At 57.3% G+C, this 25,264-nt stretch carries 18 protein-coding genes and 1 pseudogene; 3 read left to right on the plus strand and 16 right to left on the minus strand.

Annotation, left to right across the window (positions count from 1 at the left end; translation table 11 throughout):
* Together G439_RS12250 and G439_RS12255 are read right to left on the minus strand one after the other, a co-directional pair.
* Positions 1-509: pseudogene (locus tag G439_RS12250) on the minus strand (hypothetical protein); the annotation flags it as partial.
* A gap of 52 nt (positions 510-561) precedes the next feature.
* Positions 562-1,080 (minus strand): DUF6318 family protein, encoded by a 519-nt coding sequence (locus G439_RS12255; RefSeq protein ID WP_131333594.1) that lies wholly within the window; start codon positions 1,078-1,080, stop codon positions 562-564.
* A 264-nt stretch (positions 1,081-1,344) separates the two neighbouring features.
* Between G439_RS12255 and G439_RS0108850 the strand changes: the two genes are divergently transcribed.
* The gene (locus tag G439_RS0108850) at positions 1,345-2,355 is read left to right on the plus strand and encodes a LacI family DNA-binding transcriptional regulator (protein WP_026459567.1); all 1,011 of its coding nucleotides are present in this window, start codon (positions 1,345-1,347) and stop codon (positions 2,353-2,355) included.
* 113 nt (positions 2,356-2,468) lie between these two features.
* On the opposite strand, the gene G439_RS0108855 is transcribed toward G439_RS0108850, so the two are convergent.
* The 13 genes from G439_RS0108855 to G439_RS0108915 form a co-directional block, all read right to left on the minus strand.
* Positions 2,469-3,032, minus strand: coding sequence for an RpiB/LacA/LacB family sugar-phosphate isomerase (locus G439_RS0108855; RefSeq protein ID WP_022868826.1), 564 nt, complete (start codon positions 3,030-3,032; stop codon positions 2,469-2,471).
* Positions 3,029-4,078 (minus strand): ABC transporter permease, encoded by a 1,050-nt coding sequence (locus G439_RS0108860; protein WP_022868827.1) that lies wholly within the window; start codon positions 4,076-4,078, stop codon positions 3,029-3,031. The genes G439_RS0108855 and G439_RS0108860 overlap by 4 nt, the downstream gene beginning before the upstream one ends.
* 13 nt (positions 4,079-4,091) lie before the next feature.
* Positions 4,092-5,102: an ABC transporter permease gene (locus G439_RS0108865; protein WP_022868828.1), complete on the minus strand. Its 1,011-nt coding sequence runs from the start codon at positions 5,100-5,102 to the stop codon at positions 4,092-4,094.
* 2 nt (positions 5,103-5,104) lie between these two features.
* Positions 5,105-6,619, minus strand: coding sequence for a sugar ABC transporter ATP-binding protein (locus tag G439_RS0108870; RefSeq protein ID WP_022868829.1), 1,515 nt, complete (start codon positions 6,617-6,619; stop codon positions 5,105-5,107).
* Positions 6,620-6,742: 123 nt separating this feature from the next.
* Entirely contained in the window at positions 6,743-7,792 is a 1,050-nt protein-coding gene (locus G439_RS0108875) for an autoinducer 2 ABC transporter substrate-binding protein (protein WP_022868830.1), read from the minus strand.
* 231 nt (positions 7,793-8,023) lie between these two features.
* Positions 8,024-8,962, minus strand: coding sequence for a ribokinase (rbsK, locus tag G439_RS0108880; RefSeq protein WP_026459568.1), 939 nt, complete (start codon positions 8,960-8,962; stop codon positions 8,024-8,026).
* A 338-nt stretch (positions 8,963-9,300) separates the two neighbouring features.
* Positions 9,301-10,164 (minus strand): anchored repeat-type ABC transporter permease subunit, encoded by an 864-nt coding sequence (locus tag G439_RS0108885; protein WP_022868832.1) that lies wholly within the window; start codon positions 10,162-10,164, stop codon positions 9,301-9,303.
* Positions 10,164-10,973 (minus strand): anchored repeat-type ABC transporter ATP-binding subunit, encoded by an 810-nt coding sequence (locus G439_RS0108890; RefSeq protein WP_022868833.1) that lies wholly within the window; start codon positions 10,971-10,973, stop codon positions 10,164-10,166. The genes G439_RS0108885 and G439_RS0108890 overlap by 1 nt, the downstream gene beginning before the upstream one ends.
* On the minus strand, positions 10,970-12,148 hold the full coding sequence (locus tag G439_RS12260) for a choice-of-anchor M domain-containing protein (protein WP_022868834.1): 1,179 nt from the start codon (positions 12,146-12,148) through the stop codon (positions 10,970-10,972). Before G439_RS12260 ends, G439_RS0108890 begins: the two co-directional genes overlap by 4 nt.
* Entirely contained in the window at positions 12,145-13,857 is a 1,713-nt protein-coding gene (locus tag G439_RS0108900; RefSeq protein ID WP_022868835.1) for a metal ABC transporter solute-binding protein, Zn/Mn family, read from the minus strand. Before G439_RS0108900 ends, G439_RS12260 begins: the two co-directional genes overlap by 4 nt.
* A complete protein-coding gene (locus G439_RS12845) occupies positions 13,850-18,775 on the minus strand; it encodes a TIGR03773 family transporter-associated surface protein (protein WP_022868836.1) in 4,926 nt (1,641 codons plus the stop codon). Before G439_RS12845 ends, G439_RS0108900 begins: the two co-directional genes overlap by 8 nt.
* A 263-nt stretch (positions 18,776-19,038) precedes the next feature.
* The gene (locus G439_RS11760; protein WP_022868837.1) at positions 19,039-20,148 is read right to left on the minus strand and encodes an exonuclease domain-containing protein; all 1,110 of its coding nucleotides are present in this window, start codon (positions 20,146-20,148) and stop codon (positions 19,039-19,041) included.
* 334 nt (positions 20,149-20,482) lie between these two features.
* The gene (locus tag G439_RS0108915) at positions 20,483-21,829 is read right to left on the minus strand and encodes a Fic family protein (RefSeq protein ID WP_022868838.1); all 1,347 of its coding nucleotides are present in this window, start codon (positions 21,827-21,829) and stop codon (positions 20,483-20,485) included.
* A gap of 365 nt (positions 21,830-22,194) precedes the next feature.
* Between G439_RS0108915 and G439_RS0108920 the strand changes: the two genes are divergently transcribed.
* Both G439_RS0108920 and G439_RS0108925 read left to right on the plus strand, forming a co-directional pair.
* On the plus strand, positions 22,195-23,532 hold the full coding sequence (locus tag G439_RS0108920; protein WP_022868839.1) for an aminotransferase-like domain-containing protein: 1,338 nt from the start codon (positions 22,195-22,197) through the stop codon (positions 23,530-23,532).
* 122 nt (positions 23,533-23,654) lie between these two features.
* The gene (locus G439_RS0108925) at positions 23,655-24,626 is read left to right on the plus strand and encodes a D-alanine--D-alanine ligase family protein (RefSeq protein ID WP_022868840.1); all 972 of its coding nucleotides are present in this window, start codon (positions 23,655-23,657) and stop codon (positions 24,624-24,626) included.
* On the opposite strand, the gene G439_RS0108930 is transcribed toward G439_RS0108925, so the two are convergent.
* Entirely contained in the window at positions 24,606-25,238 is a 633-nt protein-coding gene (locus tag G439_RS0108930; protein WP_022868841.1) for an HAD family hydrolase, read from the minus strand. The two genes, G439_RS0108925 and G439_RS0108930, sit on opposite strands and share 21 nt — an antisense overlap.
* Positions 25,239-25,264 lie beyond the last annotated feature (26 nt).

Consider the following 25,264-nt stretch of genomic DNA (forward strand, 5'->3'; position numbering starts at 1 on the left):
GTGCCGTCACCAAAATCAAACGAATACGACGTCGCTTGCAACGTCACCACAATGGGTTGACCCAACAAACTAGTCGACAAGATTTGGGTAGGAGTGGTGGCGTGAACCAAAGTCGGCACAGACACCAACGCTCGGGTGGAGGGTTGGACAACAAGGCCTGCGGGTTTGGCTTGAACAGTGGCAGTCGCATACTCAATGATCTGAGCGCCCGAAGGCACATCCACACTCCCACCAGGCTCACCGTCTACAGGGTCAGGCTCCCACGTAATCCCCATACAATCCGGATCAGAATCCCACCCACCCGAAATCTTCAACACCTCACACTTAGCAACCCGCTCGCGCCACCACTCCTCCCAACCAACACCAGAAACAACCGAAGCTTCAGAAGTCGTTGGAGCAATGTCTGCCCCTCTGGATGGTTTGACTCGGTTGTATCCCTCAATGATGACTCGATCGTCATCTGTGCGCGATCCCCAACCGCCGTCAGCAAACGCTGTCGAAGAATGCACTCCGACTAGCAGGAAACAACAAAGCAAAAGAGACCCTATGCACCGCAGAACGTTAATGTTCATCACCGGCGACCTCCGATGCGCCACCGACAACCTGCCAGGAATCTCCACTCCAACTCATTAAAAATGCAACAAACGCGTGTTCCTCTGGAGCCTCCTCAAGACGACCGTCACTATATATGTCGTGCGTACTCGTCAAAATCTCAAGTGAAACGTTGTAGGCCTGTCCTAGATCCTGATGCTCATTCACCCGAGTGGTACCCACCCTCTTTAAAACTGTGTAGCGAACACCGTTTGCCCAGCCCCCACCCGAATAGACATCCTCAATTTCAGCGATCATTTCTTGGCATGGTGTGCACTCAGAAGTTGAAAAGTCTTTCATGGGTTGTGTGTTGCCGGTTTGCCAGGCGTATTGGGTCAGGGCTAAGAAGTGTTGGGCAGCATAGGTGGCGCCTGTTTCATTGAACTGCAAACCCGCAGCATTTAACACAGGCTCTTCAACCACAACATGGGGCTGAACCAAACTCCCGTCCTCACCAACCACATAACCGCCCGACATCACCACATCCACCAACCCACCAGACTGACCCGACTGGCCAGACGAGCCGGTGCTGGCACACCCACACACCACAACACACGCCACCACACAGGCCAACGCCCGCCCAAAAAACACACCACGATTAATCACGGCTCCTACCGTAAAAGCCCCACACCCACAAACGCCACCACTTACCCAAAAATGTGCACAACCCACCCACCAACACACACGAGCCCCCCTCGCGAACTAATGTGGACTGCTCAGTGGACGAATGAACAACACCTATATCATGAACCCATGAACAGCGAGGAGAGGTCCCGCCCGCGACTGGTTGATGTCGCACGTGAGGCAGGCGTCTCCGTATCAACAGCGTCACGCGCTCTCGGACGCGGATCCGACCTCATCGGAGCCGCCACTCGCGACCATGTCCGCAATGTCGCAAGAAAAATGGGCTACCGCGTCAACCCCATCGCTCGCTCTCTCCGACTTGCGTCCACCGGACAAATCGGCATGATCGTCCCCTCAATTTCCAACCCCTTCTTCATGGAACTCGTGGTCGAGGTCGAGCACTGCCTCGCAGAACGCGGCCTCTCCTTGCTGCTATGCGACGCTCGCTTGTCTGTCTCGAACGAGGACAAGCTGCTTAGGAACTTCGAAGCGGGAGCGGTCGACGGCCTGATCATTGCGCCGTGCCACGAAACCTATTCAACGCCGGCACTCGCCCGAACGGCGGAGCATCTTCCCACCGTCCAACTCGACCGTGCAGTCCACGTACGCGACGTCCCAATGGTCGGCGTTAACGACATCCATGGTATGAGGTCCATACTCAAACACCTCAAGGACAGGGGAGCTCGCAACCTCGCAATGCTGTCGAACACGGGTGTCAACGTCTCATCAACTACCCGTGTATCCGTCGCACGCGACACGGCTGAAGAATACGGCATGTCCTTAGCTAAGACCGACATTATCGAATGTAACTTCTCCGTCAAATCCGCCGAAGAAGCCACCCACTACCTCATTGGTCGCGGCACACTGCCCGACGCGGTTGTCTGCCTCAACGATCTCCTAGCTATCGGTGCGATCACCGAGCTGCGCCGTAACAGTATCGCCATCCCCGAAGACATTCTGGTCACTGGCTTCGACGATATCCAATTCGCCGAACTTATGCGCCCTTCCATTACAACACTGCGTCAACCTCTGGCGATGATTGCACAAACAGCAGTCGATTTCCTTCTCGACGAAGCGGACGCACCCGAGCGTACTTGCATTCCAGGCGAGCTCGTGATCCGTGAATCTACAGTCCTCTAACCCTCTAACAACACACTTCGAGGCCGGACCACGATGGGGGGTAACCCCGGCCCGGCCTCGAAAAAAGACACCAACACCTGGATCGCTACAAAGCGAGCATCGTCAGCCGTGTGTCAGTACGCCAACCCCTTTGGTTGATCGGCCAGCACCGCACTCTGCGGATCCACAACCTCAAATCCGTTCGCCTTATAAGCGGCATAGTCGAAGTTTTCGCACTCGTCGTACCCGATGCGGTGATAGTCGTAGAAGCCGTCCCAGTCCTCGTACCCGGACCCCAGTTCCGATTCCAAGAAGGCATCCGCCATGGCCATGCCGGTACGAGGCGCCACATAGAAAGCCCCCATGGCCAGCACGTTCGCATTGTTCGCTGCGCTCGCGCGCCTAGCCGACGGCACCGTTTCACACACGGCGGCGTGCACATGCGGAACCTTGGACGCGGCAATATGAATGCCCATCCCCGTTCCACAGAACGCTAGAGCCCGCTCAAACTCACCCTCTGCGATCTTGGCGCCCAGCGCAAAACCCACCCGGTGATACATCGGGATGTCATCGAGGCTGGGAGTTAGATCCTCCACCGTCCAGCCACGCTCCTCCAAATGGGCCTTCACAGCCTCTTTAAGGGGGAAACCAGCAAAATCTGCGCCGACGACGACATGCTTGTTACGGATGGTTTTCATGAGTCCTTCCTATTCTTGACAAGATGTTTAATGGGATTCTTGCCGCCCATCTCGTTAACACAGATGACGAACAGCAGCACAGTGCCCCAAATCAGCGGGCGGTAGAAGTTAGAGATATCGGGGAACATGTTTAGGCCCGACGACAGGATCTGAAGGATGATGATTGCCAGCAGCACGCCTGCCAGACGTCCTCGGCCTCCATTCGGGTTGACGCCACCGAGCACCACGATCAACACAGTCAACAGCGTGTAGCTAGCGCCGTAGTCAGCCTTCGCGGAGTTATAGTTCGCCAACATGACCAGGCCCGCCATCGCGGCCATGACACCGGACAATATATAGGTACGCATCAGCAGACCGGTGATCCGCATCCCGGAAAAATGCGCGGCAGTCTCATTGGTTCCCAACATGAGGATTTTCGTGCCAAATCCCGTCAGCGTCAGGATGAGTCCAGCAATCGTGGCACACACAATGAATACAATCAACGGCATCGGGACGATTCCGCCGATCTTCGCAGCAAAGACCGCACCGAAAGCCTGAGGTACACCCGACACCGGCTTACCTTGGGTCAAAATAATGGCCACGCCACCGAAAAGTTCCAACGTACCCAGGGTCGCAAGGATCGGTGGTACCCGCAGTTTAGAGATCAACAATCCGTTGATTGCCCCACAAATGGTCCCAACGAGTAGCGCGATAGCCAACGCGAGCAGACTAGCGGTAATCATCGCCGAGGTCGATACGTCGTCAGCGATCACCGCCCGCAACGCCAGAGCAGCACAGATTGACGTGACATTCGCTATGGCAACAACGGACAGGTCAATGCCAGCTGTAAACATGGCAAACATAACGCCCAGCGACATCAGGCCAAACTCAGGGAATTGAACCGCCATCGACTGCCAGGTGCGCAGAGAGAAAAACGGGCCGGTCTTGACAATCGCGAAGAACACGAGCAGCAGCGCCAGAACCAGGAACAGCCGAGTGATGTAGGAGTCCTTCCTCAAAATCGCCAGGAGGTCGGGCTTCGTAGAGGTGGTGGTTTGAGTAGTCATTGGAGAGCCTTCCTCACGCTGCCGTCAGTTTGCGTGCCCGCGAGCGCGCCACTTGAACCGCAGAGATTCCTGTGCCGACGATGATCAAGGTACCTAGCGCGAATCCCTGCCAAAAGGTGGGGATGCCGGTGAGGATCATCGAGTTCTGGACAATGACGATCAGCAGGGTGCCCAGCATGACGCCGGTCAACGAACCGATGCCACCGGTAATGGCAGTGCCTCCCAGGACGACGGCGGCGATGACCATCATCTCCATGCCAAGCAGATTGGTCGGGTGCATCTGCCCCATCGAACATGTGCGAACCATGCCGGCGATCGCAGCGATGACGCCAACGATGACGTACAGCCAGAACTTAGTGCGCTTAACCTTGAATCCGGCCCGCTCTGCGGAGGCCTGATCGCCGCCCAGGGCAAAGATCCCACGTCCGAACATCGTGTATTTCTCAACGAAGAAGACAACGGTGACAACGGCAACGAGCAGCAAGAAGGACGTCGGCATCACGGACTGCAGTCCAGACTGGGCATTGGTGACGACAAAGAGACTCGATGATCCAAACGAAGCCATCGAATCGGGGATGTCGGTAATCTGAACGGATTTCAGCGCCCCCTGCATGATCCCAGAGAACACGTTGGACGTGCCCAGTGTGATAATCAGCGTAGGGACGGTGACCCAGCAGGTAAACATGCCGTTGAATGCGCCCAGCAGTGCACCCAATGCAATGGCGATGGCAAAAGGAACAAGGATACTTCCGTCGAATCCGGCGTCAACGAGGAATCGTGTCGTTGCGTAGACTGCCAACGAGGCCAGGGCTGGGAAGGAAACGTCGATTCCTCCAGAGACGAGGACGAGGTGCGCGGCAACTGCAAAGAGCCCCGGAACAACCATTGCATTGGCCAGGTCAACAATATTATTCGCCGTAAAGAATTGGCCACTCCGCACTTGGATGATGAGTGCGAGAGCAATGATGACGAGAAATACCCAGAACTCATTGGCCTTGAGGACTCTCTTCTTGAGCATTTCCATGATCAGGCGGCTCCTTGTGTAGTGGTTGTGTCCTTGGCGACCAGCTGAGACAGTTCGGCTTCGGTCGTGTCGGCGGGGTCAATCCGCTCATGGAGCCGCCCGCCGCGCATGATGAGGATGTTCGAGCAATTCGTCATGACCTCGTTGATGTCATCAGAGATGATGATGATTGCCATTCCCTGGGTAGCTAGGTCGCGCAGGATGGAATGGATGGTGAATTTCGATCCGATGTCGACGCCGACAGTGGGCCCGTTGAGGATTAGAACGTCGGGCTTGGTGGCTAACCATTTAGCCAGGACGACTTTCTGCTGATTACCCCCTGACAGGGTGTTAACCGCATTGTTCGGGTCAGGGGTGGCGACATGCAGGTTGCGCACCCAGCTGTGCTGTTCGTCGACAATGGCCTTCTTGTCAAGAACTCCTAGAGCCTTGGCAAACTCGGACATTTCGGAGATGACGATATTTTCGCCAATGGATCGGGACAGGAAGAGCCCTTCGGTCAGGCGATCTTCGGGAACGTAGGCGATACCAGCCTCAATTGCGTCACGGACGGTGTTGAGGGTAATGCTTCGTCCGTTGATCGCGATCGTTCCGGAGCTGACCTGCATGGCGCCGAACAGGGCGAGGGCCAGTTCGGTGCGACCCGAGCCAAGGAGGCCTGTGATGCCGAGGATTTCTCCGCCACGCAGGCTAAACGACACGTCTTCGAATGCTCCGGGCATGGTCAGATCCGTGACTTCCAGGACTGGATTGGCGGAGAGTTGACCAGGTTCGAAGCGGGTTTCATCGAATTCCTTACCAGTCATGTACTTGGCGAATTTGCGCCTGTCCAGGTCGTCGCGGTCACAGGTGATGATCTTCTCTCCTGATCGCAGGATGGTGAATCGCTGTGAGATCTCGAAAACCTCTTCGAGTTTGTGGGAGACGAAGAGGATGGCGATGCCGCGCGCTTGGAGGTCAAGAATGATTTTGAAGAGGGCATCGACTTCACGTTTGGTCAGGGCTGTGGTGGGCTCATCCATAATGATGAGTTTCGCGTCCGACATGAGGGCTCGGCTGATGGCAACGAGCTGCTTGTCGGCGACGGACAGGTCGCCCACTTTGGCATCAAGATCGACCCCAAATCCGATTTTGGCGACAGCCTCAGTGGCTATGGAGCGGAAGCGCTTCCAATTGACCAGTTTGCGCCCTGCGGCAACCTCGCCGGTCAGAGCCAGATTCTCCATGACAGTAAGGTTAGGGAAGACCGAGAAGTCCTGATAGATCACTTGAATGCCAGCATCGATGGCTTCCAGCGGAGTCAGTTTTGTCCAGGTACGTCCGCCAATTTCAATGGTGCCACTGTCTGGTGCATGGACGCCGGAGATCACCTTGATGAGTGTGGATTTTCCGCAGCCATTCTCACCGGCCAAGCAGTGAATCTCTCCAGGGTAGATGTCCAGATCAATGCTTTTGAGGGCTTGAACTCCGGCAAATGATTTGCTGATCTTCTTGACGCTGATCAGAGGGGCTTCCACGAATCTTCCTTTCAGTCCGCGGGGTAAGTCCGACCCCCGTCCGGGGTCGGAGAATGGACGAGGGCGGCGCCGCCGGGAACCGGTGGCTCCCGGCGGCGGGGCCCATCATGAGAAGACGGCTCGTCAGAAGCCGAAGTCGGTGACGTTGTCCTTGTTGATCTGGATCCAACCGTTACCTTCGAGGACCTTCTCTGAACTCTTGGAGAAGCGCATGTCCTCGTAGCCTTTGACGCCCAAGTCGACACCGTCAGCAATCTTGTCGCCGTTAAGGATCTTGGTTGCCAAGGAAGCCATGGCATAGCCCGCGTCAGCGGGATCCCACAGAGTCAGTGCAGCAACGAGGTCGTTTTCGAGGATTTCCTTGTTGGCCTCCGGCATGCCGGTGCCGGCGGTGAAGACCTTGCCCTTGAGGCCGAGTTCGTCTATAGCACGTGCCACGCCGGGCGCATCGAAGGACGATGTTCCGAGGATGCCCTTGACCTCGGGGTATTTCTTGAGGACCTCTTTGGCAGTCTGGTAGGCAGTTTCGCCATTGTCCTGAGATTCGACGCGAGGCTCGGCCTCGAGCAGCTTCATGTTCGGGTAGGCCTCTTTCTGGCGGGCAACTGCACCGTCAGCCCATTCGTTATGCGAAGCGTTGGTGACGTGGCCGACCATCGTGGTGTAGGTGCCTTCTTCGCCCATGGCTTTGGCGAGGTTGTCCATGATGAATGCACCGTAGTCGGCGTTGTTAAAGGCCTCGATATCATACATTGTGTTCTGTTGGGAGGCGCCCTCGTGTGTAACGACGACGATTCCGGCATCCATAGCCTCTTTGAGGACTGGCTCGATGGCGCCCGGGTCTACGGGGACGACGCAGATGGCGTCAACATCCTGGGCGATGAGGTCCTGGATGACCTGGGCTTGCATGGTAGCGTCGGTTTCTGCCGGGCCCTTCTGGAAGACGTTCATGCCAGTTTCTTCGGCGTATTTGTTGACACCGACCTCCATACGGACAAACCAGGGATTCGTGGCGTCCTTAGGAACCACGGCAATGGTGTAGTCGCCGTTCTTTCCTCCAGTCGCCGCTCCGCCGGAAGAGGCTGTAGTGTCACCGCCGCTACCGGAACATGCAGCAAGAGCAAAAATGGACGTGACAACGATTGCACTAGAGAGTGCAAAACGGGTCTTCATGATGACTCCTTGAATGATTCACATCAACTTTGATGGGGACCTAATATGCGCCTGTGTACGCATTGCCTCACGGAAGAAAACTGTCGACAGAAAATATCAAAGCAATATTTCCTTGATTTTTGAACGTCTAAGGTATCCATTCGACAGAAACAAGATCCGTGAGCACCTCGACTGTAGAACCTGATCCTTCCTGGAGAAACAATCGAGTACGAAATGTTGTGCAAACGTTATCTATACAGATGCGTCAGCACCTTCGCCTTCACCGAGCCAGTTCGAGAAGGCGGCCAGATCTGGATACGAACTCTGGGTACCCCTCCTTGTTACCGACAGGGCCGCATACGCATTCGCCCGCCGGATCGCATCAGCCACGCCCAAGCCTCGCACCACTGAATCCGCAAAGCAGCCGATGAATGCGTCACCCGCACCGGTTGTATCCACCGGTGAAACGTTGACTGGCTCAATTTTAAGCTTGTCACCCCAGTTACTCAGCCACAGCACACCTCGCGCACCCAGAGTAACGATCACATGCTCGCACCCGGCATCCAGCAGTATCTTCGCAGCTTCACATACCTGATCATCTGTGTCAGTCGGCATGCCGGTCAACAGTGCAAGCTCAGATTCATTGGGCATGAAATAGCGGCATTTCGATGCCAGTTCCAGCTTCAACTCTGGGCTTGCGGGCGCAGGATTGAGCAAGACCGGAATCCCGAGCCGCTCCCCAAGGAGAATCGCAGCCTCGGTCGTCTCCATCCTGATCTCAAGTTGACAGACGATCAACGAGCAGTCAGCAATGACATCGGCGACAGCCTCAACATCTTCGGGCAAGAGGCCGTTGTTCGCACCTTTGACAATGATGATGCGGTTGTGCGATTCAGGATCGACAAAGATCGGAGCAACCCCGGAGGTGCCAGACACCTGTTTGACATGGTCCGTGGAGATGCCATTGTCCACGTAGTTACGCAGGTACATGCGACCGAAGTCATCATCGCCGACGCATGTGAGCATGAGGATCTCAGAACCCAGACGCGATGCCGCAACTGCTTGATTAGATCCTTTGCCACCAAATCCAATCACAAAATCAGGCGCTTCAATAGTTTCGCCCTCAATCGGCATACGGGTGATGTAAGTGGTCAGGTCCGTGTTATTCGAACCAATGACTGCAATATCCACAGGTTCCTCCTCGAACCGATAGAAAGCGAATAAGTTGAAGACGTCTGCACTGAGCATCATTCGCGTTGGGACAAGCATAACGCAAACGTTTGCAGTTGTCTATTCCCACAACCTCGCCGCCACCTCACCCACCACCGAAAGCAGACCTTATGCGCAAAATTGTCTGAAAATGAGGCTGAAATTGCGCATAAGGTCTGCTCTCGGCGAGAGAACGGGGGTGATGGTGCTCCTATGCGGGTCCGTCCTAGAGCACGTGCGTCCCTCGACAAACTTTTGGGCGTCCCTCGCGGGGAGAGGCACCGACTGGGACACGGAAGACGCGAGCGAGCAGAAGCGCCTTACCGGATCACGGCTGATTTCTTTCGAGTGAGCGCCCCGTGCCTGGGCGCAAATAGCCACGCCAAACCGAAGAACGTTGTCAACACCAAAACAATGGTTGCACCCGTGGGCACATCCACCGACCACGACAGATACAGCCCAACGACTCCCGCAAGCGCACCAATGACAGGCGCACCCCACATCATCGTCAACAGCCGATCCGTCAAAAGCCGCGCAGTCGCCGCAGGAGTCACCAACAGCGCCAACACCAACACGTTGCCAATGGTTTGCACCGAAATCACCACAGCCAAGGACACGGCCACATACAGCAGCACATCCAACGCCATGACATGCAAGCCCGCAGCTCGCGCAGTTTCGCGATCGAGCGACACAGCAACGATGGGTCGGTGGAACAGAGCAAGCATCCCCAACACCAACACTCCCCCGCCCAATGCAACGGGAATATCCGACGCTGGAACACCAGTAATCGACCCGAAAAGGAAATCTTGCAAGCTGCCGGCATACCCGGGTGCCCTCGCAATGATGACAACGCCCAGCGCGAAGGCTCCCACAAAGAGCACACCGATCACTGAGTCTTCTTTCAACCGCCGATTCTGCGACAACAGCGCAACGAGCACGGCGGTGGCAATGCCGGCGACAGCTCCACCGAGCACCAATGACCCTGACATGAGGAAGGCAATACCCAGGCCTGGGAACACAGAGTGCGCAACCGCGTCACCGATGAAAGCCATGCCCCGTAAGACGACGTGGACTCCTACGGCGCCGCACACGATCGCGCACAGTACGGCCATGAGTAGCGCCCTGGGGAGGAAGGCCAGGACCGGGTTAAAAAGGTCGTTGATGAAGTCGATGGGGGTGAGCATCAGGCAACTCCGAGGGCTGACAGCAGCGGGTTGTCGGGGCGGACATTGAAAGCGCGGATCCACGTGTCGGCGTCGGACAGTTCTGCGGGTCTGCCCGATGCGATGACTGTCCGGTTGATCAGGCAGAGTCGGTCGCACTGGGCTCGAGCACCAATGAGGTCGTGGGTGGTCATCAGGACTGCGCATCCTTCGCGGGCAAGCGACGTGAACAGGTCCATGAGGAGTTCTTGCGTCGGCATGTCCAGGCCGGTGAAGGGTTCGTCAAGTAGGAGGACTCGAGGTTCGAGGGCGAGTGCCCGGGCGACGAGGACGCGCTGGCGTTGGCCGCCGGATAGTTCACCGACTGGCCGGTCTCCTAGGTCTGCCATTCCGGTGCGTACGAGGGCGCGCTCGACCGCCGCATGGTGGTCGATCCGTGGGCGACGCATGAGCCCGAGGCGGATAGTGATGGCACCGAGGACGGCATCGCGCACACTGATGGGGAAGTCCCAAGCAAACTCGTGGCGTTGAGGGACGTACCCGATGCAGTCGTCGGCGCGGCGACGCCCCGTGCCTACTCCCCCGCTCACCGAGTTATCAGTGCGCCGGTCCAGGTGTTCGATGGTTCCTGTTTTAACGGGTAGCAGCCCAAGGATGGCACGCAGGAGCGTCGTTTTACCGGCGCCGTTGGGTCCAATAAGGCCAACGAGTTCTCCGGCGTTAACCTGCAGATCGACGTCGTGGAGGACTTCGCGCCCGCCGAGATCGACGCCGAGATCGGTGACACGAAGTAGGCAGTCAATTGGGTCTTTTTGGTTAGAAGTGCTCACTGATGCACCACTCCGTGCCCGTTGGAGTCATTGCGCCTGTCCTTGCCTTCGCCGGCGCTACCGTGGTCGCCCGCGACGCCAGAAGAACTGGCTGCGGAAAGCCCCGCGTCCCCCGAGTGCACGTGGGCAATAGCCGCGGCCCTATCGGCAGCGCTGCGACGGCTAAAGTACACGCTCGCACCGACCGCACCGATCAGCGCAGCGATCACCACAATCCCCAGCGCCCACCAGATTCTGTCCGAGGACGCGCCAGTGCCAGTATCTGTACCGGCGCCTTCGCCGGCCACCGAGCTGCCAGTCGCGCCGGCTTCGTCGCCAGACTGGGCACCGGCCTCGCCCGCGCCTTCACCCGAATCTTCCGCATCGGCGCCCGACCTCGCATCGCCGCTTCCAGGCGAAGCAGCTGCGAACGCCTCGTCAGTCGAAGTGGACGAACCCACGGCGAAACGCAGCGTCGTCGAAGCGGTCAGATGTTCACCGTCGAGGGTATCGGCAGAAAAGGTCAGGGCCGCGGTGTATACGCCGGCTTCGGTGAATACCCAGTTGGCGTGAACGTGCGTATTGACGTCAACCCACACGTCCTGGGACTCGTTCTTTTGACCGTCTACGAGCAGCAGGGGCTCACCAAATGTGCCGTTTTGCAGGAACATCCAGGATTTTCCGGGCCCTCTGACGGGACCGATGCTCATGGTGGCGCCTCGGTCAATCATCGAGGTGACGCCGGGGTCTTGGGTGTTCCAGCCAAGCCAAACAACGTCGGGGTTTTGTGTTTGAGGGATGACGTACCACTCTTCGCCTTCGGCGGCGCCCATGAAGGAGTAGGCCTCGTCAGTTGGCGCGGCTAGAAGCGCCTCATCCTTGACGACGAGCACCGTTTCATTCGGGTCACGCCACACGGGTTGATCGCCGGAGTCGTCACGCACCTGTACGGTCCACTTGCCGTCGATCATCTTCGGACCCACGTCGACGTGTCCGATGTCGATGGTGGCGGGGCCGGTGGCGGCGGCCTCGTCCTCGGTGACGGTTTGGGTCAGGTCAGGGTCGTCGGATCCATCGCCGGGTGCTCCCCAGACCGGGCTAGCGGGGGCAACGAGGACGGCCGCGAACGTTGCCACCACGGCGAATGTGACGGATCGAAAAGCCAGGCGGCGTGGAGTGTGGATCATCTTCTTCATTCCTTCTCGTCAGTGCGTCCGCCGAGGCATTCGGCTAGCGAATGGGCGTTGAAACGCATCATGTCGATGTACGTGGGGGCTTGATCGTCCAGAGTGTCACCGTAGAGCGGGCAGACCTGGACTCCCACCTCGTCGGCGGTAACGCGCAGTGCCGAACGGGTGCGCGCAAGGTTGGGTTCGAGGAAAACAGCGGGAATATCGAGGTCGTCGATGGTTGCAGCAAGTTTGACCCTGTCGGCGACGGACGGTTCAACACTTGGGTTGGGGGCAACGAATCCGGCGACCTCAAGCCCGTAGGCGTTGGCAAGGTAGCCGTACGCATCGTTGGTGGTTACCAGCCGCCGATTTTGGGCTGGGATCGTGCCGATGAGTTCGACGACTTGGGCATCGACTTCCTCAATGTCACGGATATATTTGGCCGCGTTGCGTGAGTATGTTTGGCGTCCCTGCGGGTCGACCTCGATGAGGGAGTCGCGGATGACACGCACGTAGGCGGCGGCGTTGCGGGCGTCATGCCACAGGTGGGGATCGATTTCGCCGTGGACATGTTTGCCCAGAACCGCCTGCGGTAGGACGTACACATCTGATCCGGGCGCGGCGATACTGCGAAAACCGGAGGTTCCGGGGGCTTGGGTGAGGGTGCGCGTCGGGACGTCAATGACGACTTCATCTAAGGAGAAAACGTCAAGTCCAGCGGCGGCCGCGGTTTCGACGGCGGTCGACGAGGGCGGGGCCTGAGCCGGTAACGGACTCTGGGTGGCCGACGAGGCTGAGGTTGGACCCGCCGCCTCCAACACTCCTTCGTCAACGGTGAGGTCGACTCGTCCGTCTTCTAAGTCAACGGTGAGGTCAGCGTGACCAGCAGACAAGACCTGTCTGTTTTCTTGGGCCGCCACCTGGTCGGGGCTGACGCCCACAGCGAATACCGCCGTGCCACCATTGAGGATGTGTGGTTTTGTCGTGTCGTCAGTACGTAGCCGAGCCTCAAAGGACACGCGGTAGATTCCGGGCTTCGTAAAAGCCCACGACATGTGCTGGTGAGCGTCAGCGGGCAGCACCGTGGTGTCGTCTTTGTATCCGCTTGCCGCGTCAAAACCATCTGAGGATGCGAAACCAATTTCCGGATCCCCAAAGGACGTCGTCAGATACGACGAGGCCTCCCCCGGACCGTCGACTGCCGTAGCGGTCAGATCCACGGTCGACGCCCGATTAGCTCCGTACCGCTGACCATTTCCTAGGACCCGCATACCCAGCCACACCGTGTCCAGGGACCGATCTTCCACCAGCGGCAAGATGGTTGCGCCCTGCTTGGCGGCGGCCTCGGCAATAGAAACCGAGGGCGTGCCGGCGGGCAAGTTGGCGTCCATGGCGCGAATAATGGCGTGCTGTTCGAGCAGCAGATAGTTGGAGAACGCCAGGTCAGCGTAGGCAACGTCGCGGATGGTGCGAAGGCTTGGTTCCCATGAGTGCGGGTCGGCTCCGTCGGGCACCATCTGGGTCACTGAGGCGCGCTCACCGGCAACGTGTCGAACGAGGTCGGCGAGGATTCCGGTGGTTGTCACGACGCGGAACTGCCCGTCGTTATCCGGGTCGCTGGCTGCTTTAAGACCAGTCGTGTCGGGGGTGCAGGCGCACGCCGCCAGGGCGGTGGTCAGTGCCACAAAGGCACCGGCCACCGCCCTGGCGAGGCGGCCTTTCGGCTCAGACACCGAGCAGATCACCTACCTGCACGCTCTTGCGGCGACGGCTAATCGCAACGGCAGCCGCGCCACCGAGCATGAGCAGACCGCTGAGCGCCAGCATCGACGAGGCCGAGGAACCCGTGCGCGCCAGGTCAGCGTCGGTCAGTACACACTCAGCACCAGATGGGGTGCGTCCCACGACCTCTTTGACCATCGGACGGCCGCTGGGGCCTGTTTCTCCGGTGGGGACGAGGGCGCCGGGAGCGCTGGCTCCACCACTGGAAACCGATCCTTTGAGCTCACCTGACTTGGGTGTGACCTTCATGGAGATGGTCAGCGTGTAGAAGCCCGGTTCGGTAAACAGCCAGTTCTGGTGTGCGTGGGTGTTGCGTGCCAGCGTATAGGTCGAGCCCACGCGGTCGAACACATGGGTGCCCACAGCGTTCCCAAGTGAACCTGACTCGAAGACCGCAACCTTGCCTGGTCCTTTGACGTCGGTCAGGGTGAAGGCAACTCCACCCTTGGTTCCGTTGACGATCTCTTCACGCTGAGAGTTCATGCCCAACCACGGAACGCCCGCCTGCTGACTCTGCTGGATCATCCACACGTCTGACCCAGGGGTCGCAACAAAGGATAGGTCCTTGGGTGCCTTGAGTTTGGCCTTGTCACCGAGGGCGAAGGTCAGCGATCCGGGATCTACCCATGATGCGGGCTGGTTGCGGTCGTCCTTGATGCGAGCAACCAAGGTCCCGTTATCAATGGCGGGTCCCAGGTCAAAGTGACCCTCGGACACATTGCCAGAGGCCTGCGGGCCAACGGAGAAGTTCAGCGTGGTCGTTGCAGTGTTGGCTTCGCCAGCCCCAGTCGAAGCTGAAGATTCGGAGAGTTTCTTCGCCTCATCTTCGGTGGCTTCACGGGTGATGGTGGTGGCGATGCACTGTTCCTTGGCCACCGATCCTGCAGACCCGCTACCCGCACCAGTGTTTCCACCGGCAGAATCGCCAGATCCTGCCGATCCGTTATCCGGATCGGGAATCGAAGGCTCAGGCTTATCAACCGGAACAACCTTGGCTGTAACGGTCAAAGGTGCTGAAACACCCTCGTGTCCCTTGATGGTCACTGTGTGAGCTCCGGCTGCGAAGTCAGTGGGCACGGTCCACTGCGCAACGGCTTTACCGTACTCGTCAGCGGTAACAGAATCCAGCTCAACAACCTTGGAATGAACCTGGAACACAGTCTTTTCACCGGCTTCCAGGCCGCGTGCCGTGAAGGTCACGGTGCCACCCTGTTCAACGGTGTCGGGAGCTGCAGTGACGCTCAAAGCGTCTGTGCACGAAGCACGGTCTGCAACGTCAATGATGTACGTGCGGGCCTCAGCATCGGCTTTCTTTGCCCCATCCTTGGATGCTGCGTGACCGGTCACCGTCAAGACGTAACGTCCAGCCTTGGTGAACACCCAGTTGATGTGGCGATGAGCAGGGAACTCCTGAACAATCGTCGATCCTTCAGGTTTGAACTCGAAGCTGCCGTCGGACAGAACCGAGTTAAATCCTGCTCCCAGGTTACCGTTTTCAAATCCGAAGATGCGGCCCCCGTCAGGCCCTGCGTAGGTGACGTCGAAGGTAGCGGTGTGGTATCCGCCCTCGCGAATACCGAAGGTATCCCAACCCGGCCACACGACACTGCTTTGGCTATTGCCGGACTGATCAATGACGTAACCCTGGGCTGGCAAACCAGCAACCGCCTCGCGAATAGAGGCAGGAATGTCCATCATGGTCGAAGACTTAACCTTGATGAGCGTCTCCTCGGGGGAACGCAGGGTTCCGACCTTCGTGACATCCTCCTTGAGCTTGAGCGACAACTTGCCATCAGCGTCGGAGATGAGGTTGAACAGGTCGGTATGGCCATAATCCATCGTGAAGTTGACGGAAGCTGGCGCCTTCTCCATGTCCTCACACAGAGTCACGGAAGCTGACGGCTTGTCGGTTCCGGGCTTGTCGGAGTCTTCCTTGCCGGGCTTATCAGCGTCCGTGTCAGGCTTCTCGGGTTCAACCGGATCATCAGAGTCGCCCGGTTCGGGCTTGACCGGCTGATCGGGATCAACAGGCTTGGGATCCTCCGGCTGAGGATCCACAGGCTGATCCGGGTTCACGGGCGCAGGATCTACAGGTTTCGGTGTAACCGGATTACCTGCCTCTTTCTTCACGCGCTCGGGCGCACAAGCCTTGGTAATAGCTTCATCACCAACCGCGTAGTAGATCTCGTAGTCCGTGTAGTTACGTTCTCCCCAACCAGCCTCGGGCTTGTACTCCACTTTGAACGCATGACGCACACGGTAGAAACCAGCCTTGTTGAAGGAAATCGCATAGTGGCGGTGAGCAGATTCATCGAAAGTGATTTTTTCGGCGTAGTTGAAGGGAGAACCCACCTCCATATGAACACCAGCTCCGGGCTTGAGCGTCATATGAGCCTTAGCACCCATCACTGCGTCGTAGTCCCAGAAAACCATGGTTCCGGGGCCTTCGAACTCTTCACCCAGGATCGAAACTCCGTCCTCAATATTCGCGTAATTCATCGACTGAGTGTTGAAACCCAAGTACGGGTGTGTACTAGACGCATCCTGGGGCAGGGTCCAAATCTTTGTTCCCTCCTTACCCAAAACACTCAATGCACCCTTCTTTCCAGAAAAGCTCAGCTGGGAGGATGCTGAATCTGCAACGGGTACAACCACCGAGTAACTCGGTCGATTCTTAGACGGGAGCTTCGAATCATCCCTCAAGAACGCCTCGAAGTTACCCTTCTCATCGTTCTTCACAGACAGATCGAAGTGACCGGGATCAGCGCACACATAGGTGCCAGCCTCAGGCAGGTCGGCCTCGTGATCGGAAATGACCGCATTGCCACCATCTGCGGGGGCCTCGCCAATATCCTGCGCCTCGGCAGAAGTCATAATTTCGGCACCAGCAGTGGTGCACTTGGGCAGATCGACATCCTTGTCTTCGCCAACTAGCCACAAAACCTTGTAAGTCTTGCCAATGATTTCCTTGCCAGTCTTCTTCTCCTTCGCAACCCCACGGAAAGACAACCAGTAGCGGCCAGGCTTTGTGAAGGACCAGTTGATATGTCCGTGGCCGCCCGGAACCAGAGGAGAGAACTTCTTATCCGGGTTACCGCTGTGGAAATCCTCGGTGATGAATCCACCACCAGAACGCCAAACAGAAACTTCGCCAGGGCCTTCAGAGCCCACGAACTCGAGCATCAAGGAATTACCGTCCACCGTCGAAGGTACTTCACCGGCACCGTAACCAGCCCACACAGGACGATGTCCCTTGTAGTACTGGCCGGGAGCGTTCCATACGATGTCTCCAGGCTTGCCCAAGAAGGACAGGGACCCATCGGCAGGAATCTTCAGGCGCGACACCTCACGACCAAAGTCGTCAGCGTCAGGGCCAAGGCGGATTGCCACATCATCCGCGGGGCGCAGATTCGTCATCGGGCCGTCAACGACCTCGATAGCAAAATTCTTCTGCTTCTCATCCCAGGAGATGTGCGCAGCATCAACGTGAGTGCGATAGATCAGATCTCGACCAGTCTTCGGATCTTTCTGGTGAGCACCTTCCGGCTTGTCCTTGCGGCATGCCGATTCGACGGCTGCCTTCGCGTCAGGTTGAGGGATGTCAGAATCGTTTGGTTTGGGAGTCGGCTGATCAGACACATCATCGGACGGGTCATTCTCGTCCGCAGGGTCGTCGGTGGAATCATCTACCGGAGCGGGCTCCTCCTCGCCAGGCTCGCCCGAGGCCGAGAGGATCGTCACTTCGCGTTCGACAAAAAGGCTGCCATTACGCGCGACCATTAGATATTTTCCAGGTTTGACTGATTCGGGAATCTCGTAGTCTTTAGCGGCCACACCCCCATCAACCACAGCAGAGGTCATTTCAATATCCGTGCCATTTTGGCGCAGCAGGAAACTAACGGTCACACCTTCAGAAAAGCCTTCAGCCCACAGTTCCACGTTGTCACCAACGCGGTATTCCTTCTCAACATCGAGAGAAGGAGCTTCCTCAACATCAGAGTCACCGGGGTTGTCCCCGTCCTCATTGACAGGAGGCGCAGCAGAATTGTCCTCGGCTATCTCCTCATCGTTGGAAGGCGTATCGGTCTCGTCGTCGCCGGGAACCGTGGGCTCACTGGTTTCGCCTGCCTGTGCGCGATTGATTGCATCCTGGCCGACGGCGAAGATGATTTCACGGTTGACTCGGCTGGAAAATATCGAACCGCGGCTGAGGATGACTGATGCGTAGACGTGGTAGATACCTGGCTGGGTGAAGGTCCAGGTGGGCTCACCAACTAAGGGATCGAATAGTTCGATCTCGTCATTCATACGGCGCTTGCCGTCATCCTGACTTCCCGGTTGAATCTTGAAAGCGCCGGTGTCAAGGATTGACACGGCTTCACCCTGTTCATCGGTTCGATGCACGTAAATGTTGCCATTGGCTGGGCCGGTGTAGCTGAGTTGAATGTCGGCGTTGGAATAACGGGAGTAATTGCCAATGTTCTTAGTGATACCGGTAATGTCCCATCCCAGGCTCAATTCCGAGGCTGAGGCAGTCGTCGGCCCAACCACATATCCCGAATCAAGGTTGAGGTCGGCATGCGGTTTGTCGTTCTTTGCCGCATCTGTCACACCAAATACGGTGTTGGTCAGATCGATGTTCTGACCATTGTGGAGGGTTTCAACGATCGTGCTGGCACTCTCATCCTGAGTGATCTTCAGGTTGAAGAGAGTGACCTTGCCGTTGGAAATGACGGTTTTTGATGTGGCGGCTGCAGCCTGTGGAGCTGCAGGAATGAGGCCTGCGACCGCGACCATGCAAGTGATGAGCACTGCAATGAGGCGTGCGGGCAGGCTTGCGCCCAGAGGTGTCCGTGCAGGGATGGACATGACGCACCCTTCTAGTGAAATGGGAATCGTTATCAGCATCTATGAGACATCAGAATGGTTCTCAATTTCAAGTCGAAGACATTAGGTCGCGCAAAGTCCCTACTTATCACCGCCTAACTCTCGCCGAGAGCAGACTTTATGGTTGTTTTCGGCCCGAAAAATCAGGATTTCTGCGCATAAGGTCTGCTCTCGGCGAGGGGGAGATCAAGGCAAAGAGTGAGCGCGGACGCAGCGAAGAGCGGGCCTGGACACTCAGATGCGTTTCACGCCCGGCGCTGCAGGTCAGCAACAATCAGCGCACAAGCCTCAGTGTCCGAATCAGCCCGGTGGTGATTGAGCTGATACTCGGGGGCACAGGCCGCCAACACCGTCGGCAACTTGTAGTTTTCGAGGCCCGGAATCAGCCGCTGGGCCGTCCGATAGGAGCAGTAGAAACGCTGGGGGCGGGTGTGAGTACCAAAGTACCCATCCAGTTCCGTCCAGACTTTCGAGTCAAATGCTGAATTGTGTGCCCACACGGGAACATCGCCGACGAACTGACGAATGTATTCGGCAACTTGTGGCCACATCGGCGCATTACGCACATCACGAGGGCCAATCCCATGAAGGTAGGTGAACTCGAAAGTGTCAAAGCCAGCTGGAGGCTTGAGCATTGTGGCATAGCGGTCCACAATCTTGCCGCGATGCACCTTTGCCAAAGCAATCTGGCAGGCCGACACTCCCCCGGCCCTATTGGCGGTTTCAAAGTCCACAGCAACGAACGTGGGAGCCAACAGATCACCGGGATCTGGGATAGACCGAGCTTTGCGGTTCGACGAGTAGCTGGTCCCCGGTCGAAGCGCTGACCTGCCCGAAGACACCGTCGAGGACGTGGCAGACGGCTGTCCTTGTGCTTTTTGTTCTTTTTCGAGGTCGAGCAGCCGCTTCCACTCGGCATGGAATGGCGAGGGGTCTTGTCCCTGTTCCTTGGCGACAAGTTCTTGCGCTTTTGCCATTCGCTTGCGCAAGTCCAGGCGATGATCTTCTCTAGGCGCGGGGATTTCCAACGCGAGCCAAGATTCAATCGTACGGACTTCCCGGCGGTAGGCGCGCATCTTGTGTTCAATGACGGCGACTTGGATGACGTAGAACTCCATTGCGTTTCCCGGGTTGGCTCGGGCTGTTTCGATCATCGCGTTCATACATCCAGTGGCGAGGTCGAGTGCTTCGTCTAGCCGGTCCTGACGTTTGAGGGCGGCAATAACATCGATCCAATCGCAAATATCACGCCCCTGATACTGAGGCATCCGCCAGGGAGACGGAGTCGGCAAACTCGTCGCAGTAGCCGAGGGCGGCTCAGGTGCTTGGCCGCGCAGCCATCCAAAGAGTCCCATCAGAATCCGCCTTTGTTTCGAGAGTTCGCAACTGTTTTAATCGCCGGTCCATTCTACGAAGCACCTGCGTCACACATACGACACGATGGCGTCACAAACTCGCCTCCAAAAAGGTTTTCCAAAGAGAAGCATCGTCCTGTCATGACCCTACATTCGGCTACGCCGGACATCATGCCTATCCACAGTTAGCCATCTCCTAAGATCTCCTAATTTGATCAAAATTAGGAGATCTTAGGAGATTCTCGTTAGCAAGAGACCGTCTAGAAGCTGTTTAACGAGTAATGAAGTGGCACCCCGCAGTTTTGCACCAAACTATGTTTACCCGACGCAACTATCAGCTTGAGCGATCAATTTTCTGAATCTTCGTAACCAGCTCATCATCGGGGAACCAGAATGCAGTTTTCCCTCGTTTCCTCCCAATAATCAAGCCATGAGCTTCGAGTGCCTGAAGGTCTGTCCGAGCAGTCTGATTTGAAACCCCATGAGTCCTTTGATGCTCACCCACCGTGACATTAGCTCCTGGGTCACGCGCAAAAGACTCGAGCAAGTCAATCTGTCGATGGTTAAAGCCCGTACTTCGTAGAGCTCGAGCCACGGCCTTGATTTCTCCAGTCTTCTTATGCAGGTACTCGTCTAAGTCGTCAATAGCATTCTTAACAACCTTGGCCTGCTCAAGGAAGAAGTATGTCAAGTCCCCTTCATCCTGTTCGGTGTAGAGATAACTGCGCGCATATTGAGCCGGTGCTTTAAGCAGCAACCTTGAAATGGACAAAAACTCGACAAGAAAAAACCCTTGGTTAAGCATCGACCAGTAGAAGATCGCGCGCGCTGTTCGACCGTTACCGTCCACGAAGTAATGGTCATACCCCATCATGAAATGCAAAGTGATCGCCCGTAGGAGGGGCGGTACATACATGTCCCCGTCCAATTGACCATTGGCGAAGGCACAAAGTTTCTCCATACGTTCCTTTAACTCCTCAGCAGCCGGGGGAACATGGAGCACCTGCTCGTCGGTTTGAGTCCCGTAGATCCGCACCCTCTCCTCGCCGGGTTGCTGGATTCTGCCGGAGTCTTCGGGGTTATCAAGAGTTTGCTTCGTGACTATCTGATGAATCCTCAAAATAAGATCTGGCGTCAGGGATTGATCTTTCAAGTCAACAATCTCCTGCATCGCCAAATAGTTATTGACGATCATCTGCTCACTGCGATCCTTTGGAGTTCGCTGCTCTCGCAGGAGCTTCTTTGCGTCAATACGGGAAGTTGCAGCGCCTTCTAATTGTGACGATGTCATTGATTCCTCAATCAATGATCGAATCAAGTACCTGTTTCTCGTCGTAGGGTTTGCGATTTGCTCTGGAAGCTCTGCCTGCCCGCGCGCTCTTGCAGAAATATCATCCATCAACTCCAAAAGGGGATCTGGGATGTTAAAAGTGACAGAGGTGCCATCTTTAAGTTGGAACGGCAGCGGTCTTGCAGTTTGTGCCCTTCTAAAACGAACGGCAATCCACCATTCTTCGCGACTAAATCCCTCCGGAGGGTCATGCCTAAAGAACCATTCCCACGGATGATACTTGGTGTCGGTATCTAGCCCAGCCGTTAACATCACTTTTGCCGCATCTTGAAGCGAAAGCGCACTCAACATCTGGCGGTAGGGTGCTGGCGGTGGCACAGGTATCTTCATCTACCCATCTCCTAACATCTCCTAATTTATACCAAATTAGGAGATGTTAGGAGATGGAGTCCTCAAACCAACCTTTGAGATAGGTCATGACTTGTCACCAACTACAACACCCTCTAGCAAGACTCTGCCTCCTCAATAATCCTTGTGTTACAAACCCCTCCCCCGTCCACCGCCTACACCCCATGCGCGTCCAAGTGCCAAGAAAGTGGCAAAATAGATTCAGGTGTGTCAGCGCGCACAAGCCCACCGCCTGGGTTCAGGCCACATAAGCCCGCCCCAGCCAACAGCTCGCGCGCAGACCCCCGAGGACCCACCGCATCCGCGCCCGCCCTCGTCAATAAAGAACACGACAGAAGGAAGGTCCAGTGAGCACTCATCAGCGCACGGGCAACCAGAACGGCCCTCAGGGCAACCGACTCGACCCCTGGTTCGACGCCTACGCTGAACGAGCTCACAACCTACGAGCTTCCGAAATCCGCGCACTCTTCTCCGTAGTCTCGCGCCCCGAGGTCGTCTCCCTAGCCGGCGGCATGCCCAACCTCAAAGACCTCCCCCTAGACGCACTGGCCGAATCAGCAAAGAAACTGATCTCCACGCACGGCGCCCAAGCCATGCAATACGGCTCAGGCCAAGGCTGGCTCCCCATCCGCGAGCGCATCACCGAAGTTATGAGCTACGACGGCATTATCGGCGCCGACCCAGACGATGTCGTCATCACCACCGGCTCACAGCAAGCCCTGGACCTAATGACCGAAATCTTCGTCAACCCCGGCGACGTCATCTTGGGCGAAGCCCCCAGCTACGTGGGCGCCCTCGGTGTATTTCGCGCCCGCCAAGCCGACGTTGTGCACGTGCCCATGGACGAGGACGGAATCATCCCCGAAGGCCTGGAACGCACCATCCGCGAGGTTCGCGCATCGGGGCGCACCATCAAGCTGCTGTACACCATCCCGAACTATCACAACCCTGCAGGCGTCACCTTGTCATTGGAACGCCGTCCGCAGATCACAGAGATCTGCATGCGCGAACACGTCCTCATCATGGAGGACAACCCTTACGGTCTGCTTGGTTTCCACGAGGATCCGCTGCCGGCCCTAAAGTCCTTCTCCCCCGAGGGCGTCGTCTACCTGGGTTCGTTCTCGAAGATGTTCGCCCCGGGTTTCCGTATCGGTTGGGCCTACGCTCCCCACGCGATCCGCGACAAACTGATTTTGGCGTCCGAGTCGGCGATCCTGTCGCCCTCGATGGTTGGTCAAATGGCGATCGCTGACTACCTGAGCTCTTACGACTGGTATGGCCAGGTTAAGGCCTTCCGCTCGATGTATGCCGAGCGAGCAAATGCGATGCTGACGGCTCTGGCTGATTTCATGCCGGATTGTTCGTGGACGGTTCCCCAGGGCGGTTTTTACACGTGGGTGAAGCTACCCGAAGGACTGGATGCCAAGGCGATGCTGCCGCGCGCGGTCAACGCGCAGGTCGCCTACGTTGCTGGCACGGCCTTCTATTACAACGGGGGCGGCAACGACCACATGCGCCTGTCCTTCTGCTATCCAACTCCCGAGGATATTCGCGAGGGCGTGCGCCGCCTGTCCACGGTGGTCAACGCTGAGAAGGAATTAGTGGAGATGTTTGGTACGGGTGGCCTCGAGCATAATCCGGGTTCGTCCGGCCCAGGTGCGGCTCCCGCGCCCAACGCGCTGTAACGCAGCTTCGCAGCAGCGCCTCGGCCACAAACCCCGCTGCAAGACAACGGTTTCAAGAAAATAACTCGACAAACTTAACTCTGACGGCACACTGCATCGAACTGGGTAGGTAGGAGAATCTCATGGCTGGCACCACCAAGGTCCTCATCATTGCCGGCGGCTTGACGCACGAACGCGATGTGTCGATCCGTTCAGGCAGGCGAGTTTCCAATATTTTGACTAAGGCCGGTTACGTCACCCGCATCACCGATCTCGACGAGTCGTTGGTTGGTGTCATCAAGGAGTTTGCTCCTGACGTGGTGTGGCCGCTGGTGCACGGGTCTATTGGCGAGGACGGGTCGTTGCAGACTCTGCTCGAGGCGCTCGGAGTGCCTTTTGTTGGTTCGTCTGCGGTGCAGTCCATGTTGGCGTCGAATAAGCCAACGGCGAAGGCTCTTCTGGGCTCTGCTGGGATGTCGACTCCGGGTTGGGCGACGCTCCCCCAGGCCTTATTCCGCCAGGTGGGCGCGGGTCATGTTCTGGATGCGATTGGTAGCGACGACGCGTTCCCTGTGGTCATTAAGCCCACGGATGGTGGTTCGGCGTTGGGTATTTCGCGAGTGCGTGACCGCGGTGAGTTGGGTTCGGCCATGGTGGATGCCTTCGCATACGGTGAGCGCATCATGGTTGAGCAGCTGATTGATGGCCGCGATGTAGCTGTCACGGTGGTTGATTTGGAGGATGGTCCTGTGGCCCTGTCCCCCGTTGAGATTTCTACGGACGGGGGTCGCTACGACTACGCGGCTCGTTACACCACTGATGAGACCGAGTATTTTGTTCCTGCCCGCTTCGATGACGACACTTTGGCTGATCTGAAGGCTGCTGCCGTTGAGGCACACACGGTTTTGGGGTTGCGGGACCTATCCCGCATTGATTTCGTTGTGGACAGCGAGGGTACCTGCTGGTTTATTGATGCCAACGTGATGCCGGGGATGACGGATACGTCTCTGCTTCCCCAGGCCGCCGAGGCTGACGGATCTTTTGCGCAGCTGTGTGCGCGGGTAGTCGAGTTCGTTCTTGGTGGACGTCAGGTGTCAGGCGCCCAGGAGTCCTAACTCGACGAGTGATTGGTGAGCCTGTTTGACGTTTTCCCAGATCAGACCGGTAATGCCCATGAGTTCAGCGGCTCGCACGTTCTTTTTACGGTCGTCCACGAAGACAGTGTTTTCGGGGCCAACGCCCTGCTGTTCGAGGGCGTGCCGGTAGATTCCACGCGAAGGTTTCGAGATACCGAGTTCGCATGAGAACGAGAAGGTGTCAAAGACATCCGACCATTGAGCCGCCCGAATTGCATCGGCGATGGCTTGGGGTGCGTTGGAGAGAATACCGAGGCGCACACCCGCTTCTTTGAGTTCGTTGACGAGGGCGAGGGCCTCAGGAAGCGGGTCGTTCATTCGTCCGGCATCCATTGCGACGAGTTGAGCTAAAGCGTCGTCTGATACTTCGGGCTTGCCGCAATCCCCTGCTACGCGATCCCAGAATTCTCGGTCGGAGCATCCGGCGTCGTATTGGTCGCGATGTGTCCACATTGCCTGGTCGACCAGATCAACGAGGGCGGGAGATCCGTCGCCGATGAGGTTCGCAACGAAACGCGCGTCGGGGTGGGAGGCAATAAGAACCCCACCGACGTCAAAAAGCACGGAACGCGCGGTGTTGCGATCGGCCATGCCTTGGACTCCTTCGTTGCCGGGAA

The sequence above is a fragment of the Schaalia vaccimaxillae DSM 15804 genome (assembly GCF_000420425.1).
In the GTDB taxonomy this organism is placed as follows: Bacteria; Actinomycetota; Actinomycetes; order Actinomycetales; family Actinomycetaceae; genus Pauljensenia; species Pauljensenia vaccimaxillae.